The organism is Jeotgalicoccus sp. ATCC 8456 (assembly GCF_016313225.1).
Taxonomy (GTDB): domain Bacteria; phylum Bacillota; class Bacilli; order Staphylococcales; family Salinicoccaceae; genus Jeotgalicoccus; species Jeotgalicoccus marinus.
This window is the reverse complement of sequence record NZ_CP066224.1, coordinates 1,131,924-1,144,553: the sequence shown is the minus strand read 5'-3', so window position 1 is coordinate 1,144,553 and position 12,630 is coordinate 1,131,924. Positions and strand designations below refer to the sequence as shown.

Genomic DNA, 12,630 nt, shown 5'->3' with positions numbered 1-12,630 from the left:
GTAAGGCAGTGAAGGTAGGAATTATTGCGGATGATTTAACTGGCGCGAATGCGACGGGTGTCCGATTGAGCGAAAACGGCTTTCATCCTGCAACGTATTTTCATTACAATGACTTATTGAATGATGAAAATACTGATGTCATTGTCATTGACACTGATAGTAGATATGCGAGTGAAAGAGTTTTAGATCATAGAGTCGGTGGATCCTTAACTAAATTGAAGCACTGGGGTGCGGATATTTTAGCAAAACGAGTGGACTCTACTTTAAGAGGAAATGTCGGTAAGGAAATTGATATGATCTTAGAAACGGTCGGTGAAGAAACCATCGGAGTTGTTGTACCGTCATTTCCTGATTCAGGACGGATTACAGTTGGTGGGTACTTAATTGTTGATAGTCTGCCTTTACATAGAACAGATGCGGCCAATGATCCAATTACACCGATTACTTCATCATATGTACCTGAGATCATTAGTGCACAAACAGAGCATCAAGTGGGTGTAATGACCATAAATGATATGTCTGAAGACTGTGAAACTTTCTTAGAATCTTTTAAAAGCGTTATAGAAAAAGGAAACAAGATTGTTGTGTTAGATGCGGTCACGAATAATGATATTGAATTTATTGCTGAGGCACTCAGCCAATATAAGGGTCATAAGCTTGTTCCGATTGATCCAGGACCCTTTACTTCGCTCTATGCGAAGTATAGGGCCAATCAAATCGGTGATGATAGAAAGATAATTGTGACCGTAGGATCAGCGACTAAAGTATCAGAAAAACAACTAGTTTACTTAATCGATAGACTTAAGATTAAACCGGTAATACCGGATATAACAAAACTTGCAACCTTTGATCACAATTGGCACGACGAGGTTCAGAAATGTGTTAAAAAAGCTAAGAAACGTATGGAAGATAATGAAGTGACAGTGATTACAACCAACAAAGAGAATTTAGTGATTATTGATATTAAAAAATAGCTGCTGTCAATGGTGTCACACCAGATAGAGTAGCTAAACGCATCACTGATGGACTCGCCACAATTACCAAACGTCTTATTGATGAATCCAGCTATGAAATTAAAGGGTGTTACGTCAGCGGTGGCGATGTGACCGCATCATTAGCAAGTATTACTTTAGCGAGTGGTATTAAACTTATCGATGAAGTAGGACCACTGATTGCTTACGGTCATTTACTTGGCGGTGAATATGAAGGTCTGCCACTGATTACTAAGGGTGGCATGATTGGAAACAGAGAAACATTATATGAAGCCATCCAATATTTAAAATCAAAATAGGAGGAATTATGTATGTCTAAAGCAATTATTGCAGTACCAATGGGAGATCCAGCAGGGATCGGACCTGAAATTACAGTTAAATCATTTACTAACAAAGAGGTATTAGAAGCGGCAAATTCCGTAGTAATTGGAGATAAGAAAGTAATTGAAAAAGCGATTGAAATTACGAATACAGATATCTCAATTAATGTAATTGATGAAGTTTCGCAAGCGGATTTTTCAAATAATGTGATTAACTTAATCGACCTAGATAATGTAGATATGTCTACTTTTGAATACGGTCAAGTACAAGCTCAGTGCGGTAAAGCTGCATTTGAATATATTGAATATGCAATCAAATTAGCGATGGATAAAAAAGTCGATGCACTTGCAACGACACCAATAAATAAAGAATCTCTTAAAGCAGCTGAAGTACCATATATCGGTCACACAGAAATGCTTGAAGAATTAACAAACTCACATGATCCTTTAACAATGTTCCAAGTGAGAAGCCTACGTATCTTCTTCTTAACTAGACATTTATCTATCAAACAGGCCATTGATCAAATGACTAAAGAACGTGTTCAGGACTACGTTAAACGTTCTTATGACGCACTAATTAAACTTGGTGTTGAAGAACCAAAATTAGCAGTTGCTGGTCTTAACCCACACAGTGGTGAGGGCGGATTATTTGGTAATGAAGAAATCGATGAAATTACACCGGGAATTAAACTGGCTCAAGAAGACGGCTTTGATGTTGTAGGTCCAGTACCAGCTGATTCTGTCTTTTTCCAAGCTTTAAATGGGCGTTATGATGCAGTAATTTCTCTTTACCATGACCAAGGACACATTGCTGCTAAGATGACAGATTTCCACAAAACAATTTCTATTACAAATGGCTTACAGTTCTTAAGAAGTTCAGTAGACCATGGAACAGCATTTGATATTGCTGGTCAAAATATCGCTTCAAGTGAAAGTATGGAAGAATGTATTAAACTTGCGGGAGAATATGCGCTTACGTTTAAAAGATAAGTAATGGGCGGGATAACCGCCCATTTATAAATACATAAAAGTGAAAACGTTTTATGTTTTAGATGGAGGAAATTTAAATGACGGATGTTTCTACAACTCAGATGATAGTCGGTTTAGTTATCGGAATTGTACTGTTAATATTTTTAGTGCTTAAAACCCGTATTCACGTCTTTGCGTCACTGTTAATTGCTGCAATTTTGACAGGTGTTATCGGAGGCATGTCTCCGACAGATACAATTGAAACAATCTCAGCAGGCTTTGGTTCAACGCTCGCTTCGATTGGTATTATTATTGGACTAGGTATCATGATGGGGAAAATCATGGAAATATCAGGTGCAGCTGAAAAGTTAGCTTATACAATGATTAAGTTTATAGGACGTAAAAAAGAGGAGTGGGCAATCGCAATCAGTGGTTATATTGTAGCAATTCCAATATTCGTAGACTCTGCTTTTGTAATTTTACAACCTCTAGTTAAGGCATTATCACGTCAAACAGGTAAGTCTGTTGTGACGCTTGGTGTTGCTTTAGCAATTGGACTTGCTGCCACGCACCATGCAGTACCACCCACACCAGGTCCTCTAGGCGTAGCCGGAATTTTCGGAGCGGATGTCGGGATGATGGTGATTATTGGACTGGTTGTTTCTTTTCCAGTTATTATTGTCGGTGTCCTATATGCAAAATGGTTAGGTAAGAGAATTTATCAATTACCTGAAGAAGATGGAGACGGTTATTATAGACCGACTGCCAAAGAAGCATTTAAAGAGTTTGAACAAGCGGCGACTGTCAGAGAGGAAAACTTACCATCATTCTTTAAATCGTTTTTACCTATTTTAATTCCTTTGGTATTAATTTTTGGTAATACAGGAATGAATGCTTTGCAAGATGGGGGTGTCATCAACCTATCTGACACAGTAATGAATTATATTACTTTCTTAGGTAATCCAATCATCGCGGTTGGTCTAGGTTTAATTTATGCGCTTGTGTTCTTAACGAAAGATTTTACTAAAGACGAGACTCTAAATGAACTTGAAGAAGGTGTAAAATCCGCTGGTATTATTCTACTGGTTACAGGTGCTGGTGGTGCCTTAGGTGAAGTATTACGTATTGGGGGCACAGGTCAAGTCATTGCTGAACAAGTCGCAACATGGAGTGTCCCTGCAATACTCATTCCTTTCCTTATCGCAACATTTGTAAGGCTTGTTCAAGGCAGCGGAACTGTTGCAATGATTACGGCAGCATCTATCGCTGCACCTATCGTTTCTAATATGGGATTAGATCCAGTTTTAGCTGCACAGGCTGCTGCCTTTGGTGCTATGGTCTTCTCATACTTCAACGACAGTTTATTCTGGGTAGTTAATAGAATGCTTGGAATTACTAAGATTAAAGAGCAAATTATGGTATGGTCTGTACCAACAACATTAGGTTGGTTAACAGCTGGTATTACACTGGTAATCATCGATTTAGTTTTCTACTAATTATTACAGTCAAATTACGTTATCTTACATGCTTCAGAAGCAAAAATACACACTTAATAGCTAGAACCTTGATATACAAGGCTTCTAGCTATTTTTATATATTATTTTAGGACGGAAAAACATATTTTTGAGAATGTGAATGTTCTGCGATTTTTCACTTTAATTACAAGTTGGTTACAAAGGACAAATTAGCAATATCATGTGCTATAGTAGGACTCATGGAAATCGCACGTGACGCGAATTTAAAAAATACATCCAAATTACGGAGGCTTTATCAATGAAAAAAACTATTATTTCTGCAGCATCACTTACAGCATTATCAGCAGTGGCTGCAGCTAACATATCTGCATCAGAAGTAACGGTAGATTCAGGAGATACACTTTGGAGTTTATCTAGTGAAGCTGGTAAAACAGTTGAGGAAGTTAAATCATTAAACAACTTAACTTCAGACATCATCTTCCCTGGTGACGTTCTTAAGATCGATGGAGAAGCTCCAGCAGCACCGGCTGAAGAAGTAAGCTCAGACGCGACTACATATACAATTGAAGCAGGCGATACTTTATTCGCAATCGCTAACCAATTTGACGTATCAGTTTCTGACCTACAAGAGTGGAACAACCTTACATCAGACCTAATCTTCGTTGGGAAAACAATCAACGTTGCAGGTGGTTCAGAAGCAGCTGAAGAAGCTCCAGCTGTAGAAGAAACATCAGCACCTGCTGTTGAAGAAGTAGAAGTTGAGGAAGTTGAAGAAACTCCTGAAGTTCAAGATGTAGAAGAAGTTGAAGAATCTGAAGAAGTAGAAGAATCTGAAGAAGTTTCAGAACCAGCTCCAGCACCTGCACCAGAAGTATCAGGTGGAAACGCAGCATCAGTTGCGCACTCAGTAGCAGCAGGTAAGAGCTACGTATGGGGTGGAAACTCTGCAACAGCAGTAGACTGCTCAGCATTCACTCAGCAGTTCATGAAAGCATTCAATGGTAAAGATATTCCTAGAACAACTTATGGTCAGCAAGCAGCAGGTACACAAGTATCTAACCCACAACCAGGTGACCTAGTATTCTTTAACAACTACTCACACGTAGGTGTTTACATTGGTAATGGCCAAATGGTAGATGCACTTAACCCTTCAGAAGGCGTTGGCGAGCGTGCAGTATCATACGTACATGGTCACGTTGACGGTTACTACAGATTCTAATAATATTAATATGAAGAGAAAAGACTTGGATCCTTTAAGATCCAAGTCTTTTTTGTTAGTTTAAGTAGGATTGGGTGAGACGAAATGTTGTTAGATGAGCTTCGAAAACAAAACGAAGCTGACGTAATGGTGTAGCTTCGCTTCGAAAACAAAACGAAACTGATGTAATGGTATAGCTCCGCTTCGAAAACAAAACGAAGCTGACGTGATGGTGGTGCTCCGCTTCGAAATAAAAACGAAGCTGAAGTAATGGCGTAGCTCCGCTTCGAAAACAAAACGAATCTGATGTAATGGTATACCTGTAACTAGAACACAAAACGATTACCATTTACCCTGTAGTTAACGTCTACATTTATTCCTGTGATAATCGATAAGCTGTGCCCGCATTTGTTGACTCAATATCCAATTGAATATTAAGCTTCTGACAAATATTTTTGATTACTGAAAGACCTGTTGTTTCATGATCTCTATCAATTTCAAAACCAACGCCGTAGTCTTTAATTATTAAAGTATCACCAACAGTTATTACAATCTGATTCGTAGCTGAATGTTTGAAAATATTAGAGATGATGTTTTCAAATAATCGGTCCAGCCACAGTTCATTGGCTTGCCATATCAGATTTTTTTGCACGTCAATTGTATATTCTATATTATTTTTGTTTAGTAAATATGACCACTTGTTAATGGTTTGTTTTAAAGACTTATGGACTGAAATATCTTCTTTAAAAATATAGTAGTTATCGATATCAAATAATGCTTCACTTGATATAGAATTCACCAGTTTACTAATGTAATCAACTTTTTGATAGAGTACATCTACCTCTTCTTTTGATACATTATGATTTTGACTATACAAATATAATTCAAGATTTAGAGCATTTAATGGTGTGTTAATATCATGAGATAACTGTTTTAAATATTCACGTTTCAAATCTTCCATCTGTGATAGTTCCATTTCTTTTGCTCTTAGTCTGTCGATCATGGTATTGATTGATGCAGCAAGCTTATTCAACTCATCTTCACTTTCTTCAATGACTGCGAGTTTTTCAGGAAATGCATCATCTTCTGCAATTTTTCTGACCGTCTGTTCCATTGTATTGATACGATGGATAATTTTCTTAAAGTATTTAGCAGCAATAAACATTAATCCAAATAGAATGCCAAAAAAGACTATATAAAAATAAGTGGTCAGTACACTACCGGAAAAATGATTATCGATATTAAATAATGAGGTAATGCCAAGGTGAGTGAAGAACATCGCATAAGACAACACGATAAAAACCACTGGAATGGCAGCTATAGACAAAGACATGATGACATAAAATTTGTAGCTTAAATTCTTATTTTTCATGAGCATTCATCCTATAACCTATTCCATGAATTGTAGAAATAATCATGTTGTCGTGATCATTGATTTTTTGTCTAATCTTTTTAATATAAACATTCAAGGAATTATCGTAGGTATCACCATCTGGCCAAACATATTGTAGAATCTGTTCTTTTGTTAGTGTTGAACCGATGTTAGAAAATAAGTAAAAGAACAGCCGTTTTTCAATTTTGGTAAACTGAATTTCGTTATCTTCCTTGTCAAATACTTCAAATTTGTATGGATCTATAGTCAAGTTGAATAGTGTTGTCTGTGTTTTATCGTAAAAGCGACCTAAAATGTTGTTAATTCTAGAAATTAACTCGGTCGGATGAAAGGGTTTAGTAATGTAGTCATCACCTGCACGTAAGCCTGTAATCTTACTATCCATATCGTTCCTTGCTGTTAGAAAAATAATTGGAATATCGACATGCTGATGAATATAATCAGCAATCGATAAACCGTCGTCATATGGCAACATGATATCTAATAAAATAAGGTGGACATCTGTGAGTTGTTCTAAGACATGTTCACCAGTATGATTTAATGATACCCTAGCCCCTTGTTGGACTAATATCTTCTTTAAATTTTCAGCAGAACTGATATCATCTTCTACGATTAAAATATTGAAATCTTTCATTTGTAAACCTCTTTTCTGTTGCTATAGATATAAGTTTACTAGAATGAGGAAGGCGATTAAACTAATGAAAGTCACCACTCCAAATACATTTACATAAGTAAACTTTCTCTCTTTAGGTCCCTTCATTAATATTTCTAGGACTAATAACCCCACAGTTATAAAAAATGAAATAATCATGAGGTAAACAATGATCATTAGTAAAATTTCCATCATATTTTCTCCTTTCAAAATTTCTATACTGTGAGTATATAAATCAGTTCTGAAAAATTTATGAATAAGGAGAAAAAAGCTATGTAATCCTAATCAAGGATTACATAGCTTGAATTATTACTGCTGATATCTATTCTCTTTAAATTTTAAACCAAGCTCATCGCGGAGTGTTTGACCACTGTATTCATTATCATAGTAGCCGCGTTTTACAAGGATTGGAATCACCTTATTAATAAAGTCTTCAAATATTTCACCAAAGACATGAGGGATTAAAACGAAACCGTCTGCTGCACCGTGATCGATCCACTCAATAATTTGATCGGCAATCTCTTCATAGGTACCCATAAAGGCACTTTCTCTCGTCGTTTCTTCCATTGCAACTTGTCGAAGTGTTAAATTATTTTCTTTAGCGCGCTTTTTAATTTCATCTGTCGTGGATCTAAAGCTGTTTTTGCCGACATCACCAAGCTCTGGGAACGGAGCATCAACATCGTATTGACTGAAGTCGTGGTGGTCGAAGTAGCGTCCTAAATAGGCGAGGGCTTCTTCAATTGTTACTAGGTTTTTAATGTATTCATAACGTGAACGAACCTCTTCATGGTCCTTACCGACTATAGGTTGTAGGGTGGGGAAAATTTTAATTTCTTCCGTATTTCTACCACTATCGACAGCTTTTTGTTTCAGTTGTTTATAAGTCTCTTTGGCATGTTCTAGTGTACTTGCATTTGTAAATACCGCATCTGCGTGGCGGGCAGCAAAGGCGGAACCTTTTGGTGACGCGCCAGCTTGGAATATAATGGGTTGCCCCTGAGGGAAACGTTCGATATTTAAAGGACCTGCAATATTGAAGAAATCCCCTTCAAAATTTAACTCATGCATCTTGTTATTATCGAAATACTGTCCACTTTCTTTGTCTCTCGTAAAGGCATCATCTTCATATGAATCCCAGAGCCCTTGAACTGATCTTAGATGTTCGTCTGCTATATCATAGCGTAAACTGTGCTCGGGATGCTTGTCATTACTGAAATTGTTGGCACTGCCTTCTAGAGGGGAAGTGACAACATTCCACCCAGCACGCCCACCTGATACATGGTCAATCGACATCAGTTGTCTGGCGATAGTATAAGGTTCACTATATGAAGTTGAGACTGTACCGACTAGGCCGATTTTTGAAGTAATTGGAGCCAAAGCTGCTAGTAATGTTAGGGGTTCAAAACGGCTTAAGAAATGAGGAATGGATTTTTCATTTATATATAAACCATCTGCTACAAATATAAAAGAAAATGCAGCATTTTCAGCCTTTTGGGTTACAGTTTTTAAATAATCGAAGTTGATGCTTGCATCTGCTGGAACATCTTCACTGCGCCAAGCATTCATATGTCCACCTGGACCATTTAACATTACGCCAAATTTTACTTTCTTACTCATATTATCCCTGCCTTTTCTGTTTGTCTTAACTGGTTTGGAGCAAGCGTTTCTATAGTATAGTCTCTAATTTCACTACGACTAGTTGGGAGATGGAACATGAACTCATTAATTTCTATATCCTGGCTCAATTTATTTAAAGCTGCTAGTATTTCTTCTTTGTTCCCAATAATCATATCTGCTTCTTTTTTATTAACTTCTACTTTTTCATCAGTATTTTTAATAAAGTCATTAACTTGCTTTTGATTGATAACAGTTAGAGTTTTCCCGCTTTGAAAAGTAATGGTATAAAGTTCGTTTTCTTTTCTTAACAGTGCTTTATCTTCTTCGTTATCTACGGCTAAGACTGACAGGGCGACGATAATTTCACCTTCTGGATAATGCTTTCTATATACATTAACCACTTCTTTTAAAAGATCTGGGTCATTTTTAATAAAATGTGCAAAGATAAAGTTCGCCTTGTTTTTAGCAGCAAACTGAGCAGAATCAGGACTACCACCAAGGAGGAAGATGCTCGGGCGACTTGATTTTGTGTCTAAGGAAATTTGTAGACTATGAGCATTGTCATGAGTCCCGTCGATATAAGACTTCAACTTTAAGAAACGATCGTTGAAAGTTCCAATATCATCTTTTAATTCTTCTTGTAGGGCCTGTGTAGCTAATGGAGTGCCTCCTGGAGCTTTACCAACACCAAGATCAACACGCTCTGGTGCGAGATGACTAATGAGTTGAAATTGTTCTGCAACATGAAACGGGTTGTGATGAGATAACATGACTCCACCTGCACCGACCTTAATGCGCTTTGTCTGACTCAGTAGGTGGGTAACAAGGATTTCAGGAGACGTTCCAATAATATGATCCATATTATGGTGTTCTGAAACGAAATAACGACGATAACCTAAGTCATCTGCTTTTTTCGCAAGTTCGGTTGTATGAGCAAGTGACTCCTGTATATTATGATTTTCTAAAAGTGGACTTTGGTTCAAGATACTAAATTGCATATTTTTTCCCTCCGATAACATGTAAATTATCCTAGTGGCAAACTATGAATTAACAGTAATCATAACATGAATTTAGAATTATTCAACAATTAATTCCTAGTAATGAACCTGGTATTATGCATAAAAAAGCCCGGAAATCTTAAATAGATTTCCGGGCGAAATACTTAGCCCTTATGGCTTAGCATCGGTTCTGTTTTACTAAAGTCTGTTTGTTTTAATTCTTCTATTCGTGATTGTACAAACTCTGATGACAGATTATGTTCAACAATATAACGGTTACGAGGGTGCTCAGCACATTCCATAGAGCAACCACCTAAGTGATATGCTTGGTTTTCCTCTGAGGCTAAAATTTGTGCATTACATTCTGGATTCGCACAATTGATATAGCGTTCACATGGTGTCCCGTCGTAGTGATCTTTACCAACAACAACATGTTCAACTTGGTTAATTGGGACAGTAAGTCTTTCATCGAAGACATACATTTGACCATCCCATAGCTGACCTTTAGCTACTGGATCCTTAGAATAAGTTGCTACACCACCATGAAGTTGTGCAACATTGTCAAAACCTTCTTCCTTTAACCAACCAGAGAATTTCTCACAGCGAATTCCACCTGTGCAGTAGGTTAAAATTTTCTTACCTTCAAATAGATGTCTATTATTTCGAACCCATTCCGGAGTATCTCTAAACGTTTCTACATCTGGCTTGATCGCACCACGGAAGTGGCCGACATCATATTCATATATATTTCTTACATCTAATACGACAGTATCTTCTTTTTGCATCTCCTCATAAAATTCAGCAGGGCTTAAATATTCACCCGTTTGTTCACGAGGATCGATGTCCTTGTCTAAACTTAAATTAACAAGTTCAGGTCTCGGACGTACAAACATTTTCTTAAAGGCATGGCCATCTGCTTCATCAATTTTAAAGACGATATCTTTAAACAGTGGATGAGCTTTCATGTATTCCATGTAACGTTCAGTCTGTTCAATATCACCTGAAACAGTCCCGTTAATTCCTTCATGCGCAACTAAAATACGGCCTTTTAAGCCTAAATCTTTACAAAAACGTAAGTGCTCAGCAGCAAACGTTTCCGGATCTTCCACATCAACATAGTGGTAGTACAGTAAAACACGATATTCCATTTTCATTTTCCACCTATCAATAATATATTTGCAGGATACACCTGATAGTTTTACAGACAATATTGTACCAGATTTTAGGCAATTTTTGTGAAAAATTTACTACAGGAAAGTGAAACTTTAAAGTCTTGAATAAATGTATGGTAAAATTGATGTTAACTAGGAGTGAGATTATGGAAGTTAAAATTTATACAGATATTGCATGTCCTTTTTGCTACATAGGAAAGAAAAATATTGAACAGGCAAAAGCGGAATTTGAAAACTCAGAAGAGATAGGTTTGAATTATCTAAGCTATGAGTTGGATAATCAAGCATCCAAAGCACCAAAAGTTGATATTTATCAATCCCTTGCCGATAAACACCAAAAACCATTAGATGAGATTTATGACATGGTGGACCGTATAGTTGAAGCAGGTGAAAAAGTTGGTATTGAGTTTAATATGGATAAAGTAGTACCTGCAAATACAAGAAATGCACACAGATTGTTGAAATTAGCCAAGGAAAATGGCAAAGGTAGTGTAGTTTTAGATGCACTCTATGAGAGCTATTTTTCTAAAGGGGAGAATGTTAGCGATCAAGAAGTGCTATTGAATATTGGTGTCAAAACAGGACTTGAACAAGATAAAGTCGAAGAATTACTGAATGATCCAAGTATCTATTTAGAAGAAGTCATTGGAGATTTTAATCTAGCTAAAGTGAATCAGGTGAAGACGTTACCTTATTATATATTTGATGACAAATTTGCCATTGCTGGTGCTAGAGAAGTTGAGCACTATCTAATCGCCTTTAAAAAGACCTTACAAAAATAGTTGGAAGTGTAGTTGTCGGTGTGTGGTGGTGCTCCGCTTCGAAAGCAAAACGAAGCTGATGTACTATTGGTTCTCCATTTCGAAAAACAAACAACACAAAAAAACCTGAGCTTACATAAGCTCAGGTTTTCTCCCATCCCCATGGTATATATAATCTTAAAAGTCTGTTGATACTTTTGGTGCAGGTTTAATCAGTCTATATAAGTGATAGCCTGCAGCAGCTACTAGTACAAATGGTACGATGACTAGAATTAAGAAGAAGACTGATCCGCCAACTTGACGCATACCGAAGTTTTGGAAGAATTCTCCTGTTGTAACTTCTAATAATGGTGGTAAGAATGCAAAGTAGTAGATTAAGCCAACAACAACTAAAGTCAGAACATAAAATATCATATTTGTCACATGATATGGGACGGTGTTCTTATCAAATTTGAACATTATAAAACCCCTTACATTTTAGTCTTTAAATTAGTATACAACAATGTATAATTAAATGCATAGCATTTGAGAGATTTTTTACAAAATGATAGATAAAACGAGGGAGATAATATGGCTTTAAGACTAGCCGTTATGAGCGATGTACAACATATAATGGATATCGTTTCAAGAGTAATACCAGAAATGCACGCTGTAGGTAATTATCAATGGGATAAAAACTATCCTAATGCATCAGTGTTTCAAGATGATGTGAAGGCTGAAAGTTTATATGTGTTTGAAGAAGATGGTGTCATCAAAGGTTGCATTACAGCCGATGATAATCACGCCTTTAGTTATGATGATATCCCTTGGGAACTGGCACGAATTGATTGCCTTGCGACTCATAGACTCGCAATAGACCCGAATTTCCAGGGTCAAGGTCTCGCCCAGAAAATTATTCGTGAAATCATTGAGGTAGGTAAACAAAAAGGTTATCTTGGCATACATACTGATACTTCATTAGAGAATAAAGCAATGCAGTACTTGTTTACAAAACTGGGTTTTGAATTTAAGGGTAACTTAAATTTAGATGACAACTTAGATGACTGGTACGTTGCTTACGAAATCGTTTTTTAATTACTT

Annotated in this window: 14 protein-coding genes; 7 read left to right on the top strand and 7 right to left on the bottom strand. The window is 36.8% G+C overall.

Annotated features, from left to right (window positions below):
• The first annotated feature begins 8 nt into the window (after window positions 1-8).
• The 5 genes from JEM45_RS05820 to JEM45_RS05800 all read left to right on the top strand — a co-directional run bounded on the left by JEM45_RS05820 (window position 9) and on the right by JEM45_RS05800 (window position 4,975).
• On the top strand, window positions 9-974 hold the full coding sequence (locus tag JEM45_RS05820; protein ID WP_198687084.1) for a four-carbon acid sugar kinase family protein: 966 nt from the start codon (window positions 9-11) through the stop codon (window positions 972-974).
• On the top strand, window positions 971-1,291 hold the full coding sequence (locus tag JEM45_RS05815; RefSeq protein ID WP_198687967.1) for a nucleotide-binding domain containing protein: 321 nt from the start codon (window positions 971-973) through the stop codon (window positions 1,289-1,291). The genes JEM45_RS05820 and JEM45_RS05815 overlap by 4 nt, the downstream gene beginning before the upstream one ends.
• Before the next feature lie 12 nt (window positions 1,292-1,303).
• Window positions 1,304-2,302, top strand: a complete 999-nt coding sequence (gene pdxA, locus JEM45_RS05810) for a 4-hydroxythreonine-4-phosphate dehydrogenase PdxA (protein ID WP_198687083.1) — start codon at window positions 1,304-1,306, stop codon at window positions 2,300-2,302.
• 77 nt (window positions 2,303-2,379) lie between these two features.
• Window positions 2,380-3,777: a GntP family permease gene (locus JEM45_RS05805; protein ID WP_026866958.1), complete on the top strand. Its 1,398-nt coding sequence runs from the start codon at window positions 2,380-2,382 to the stop codon at window positions 3,775-3,777.
• A 277-nt stretch (window positions 3,778-4,054) separates the two neighbouring features.
• Entirely contained in the window at window positions 4,055-4,975 is a 921-nt protein-coding gene (locus tag JEM45_RS05800) for a LysM peptidoglycan-binding domain-containing protein (RefSeq protein ID WP_026866957.1), read from the top strand.
• A 352-nt stretch (window positions 4,976-5,327) separates the two neighbouring features.
• Here JEM45_RS05800 and JEM45_RS05795 read toward each other — a convergent pair whose 3' ends face one another.
• From JEM45_RS05795 to JEM45_RS05770, 6 genes are all read right to left on the bottom strand, one after another.
• The gene (locus JEM45_RS05795) at window positions 5,328-6,326 is read right to left on the bottom strand and encodes a sensor histidine kinase (protein WP_198687082.1); all 999 of its coding nucleotides are present in this window, start codon (window positions 6,324-6,326) and stop codon (window positions 5,328-5,330) included.
• Window positions 6,316-6,981 carry a response regulator transcription factor gene (locus JEM45_RS05790; protein ID WP_198687081.1) on the bottom strand — a complete coding sequence of 222 codons (666 nt, stop codon included), beginning with the start codon at window positions 6,979-6,981 and terminating at the stop codon, window positions 6,316-6,318. Before JEM45_RS05790 ends, JEM45_RS05795 begins: the two co-directional genes overlap by 11 nt.
• 21 nt (window positions 6,982-7,002) lie before the next feature.
• Window positions 7,003-7,191 (bottom strand): hypothetical protein, encoded by a 189-nt coding sequence (locus tag JEM45_RS05785; RefSeq protein WP_026866954.1) that lies wholly within the window; start codon window positions 7,189-7,191, stop codon window positions 7,003-7,005.
• A 117-nt stretch (window positions 7,192-7,308) separates the two neighbouring features.
• Complete coding sequence (locus tag JEM45_RS05780) at window positions 7,309-8,619, bottom strand: LLM class flavin-dependent oxidoreductase (protein ID WP_198687080.1); 1,311 nt, start codon at window positions 8,617-8,619, stop codon at window positions 7,309-7,311.
• The gene (locus tag JEM45_RS05775) at window positions 8,616-9,617 is read right to left on the bottom strand and encodes an MsnO8 family LLM class oxidoreductase (RefSeq protein ID WP_166626220.1); all 1,002 of its coding nucleotides are present in this window, start codon (window positions 9,615-9,617) and stop codon (window positions 8,616-8,618) included. Before JEM45_RS05775 ends, JEM45_RS05780 begins: the two co-directional genes overlap by 4 nt.
• Before the next feature lie 164 nt (window positions 9,618-9,781).
• Window positions 9,782-10,765, bottom strand: coding sequence for an oxygen-dependent tRNA uridine(34) hydroxylase TrhO (locus JEM45_RS05770; protein ID WP_166626221.1), 984 nt, complete (start codon window positions 10,763-10,765; stop codon window positions 9,782-9,784).
• Between the two features lie 170 nt (window positions 10,766-10,935).
• Between JEM45_RS05770 and JEM45_RS05765 the strand changes: the two genes are divergently transcribed.
• Window positions 10,936-11,571 (top strand): DsbA family oxidoreductase, encoded by a 636-nt coding sequence (locus JEM45_RS05765; protein WP_026866951.1) that lies wholly within the window; start codon window positions 10,936-10,938, stop codon window positions 11,569-11,571.
• A 156-nt stretch (window positions 11,572-11,727) separates the two neighbouring features.
• Here the strand turns inward: JEM45_RS05765 and JEM45_RS05760 are convergent, their stop codons facing one another.
• Entirely contained in the window at window positions 11,728-12,009 is a 282-nt protein-coding gene (locus tag JEM45_RS05760; RefSeq protein WP_026866950.1) for a hypothetical protein, read from the bottom strand.
• Window positions 12,010-12,120: 111 nt separating this feature from the next.
• Here JEM45_RS05760 and JEM45_RS05755 point away from each other — a divergent pair, with 111 nt between their 5' ends.
• Complete coding sequence (locus JEM45_RS05755; protein WP_166626222.1) at window positions 12,121-12,624, top strand: GNAT family N-acetyltransferase; 504 nt, start codon at window positions 12,121-12,123, stop codon at window positions 12,622-12,624.
• Window positions 12,625-12,630: the final 6 nt, after the last annotated feature.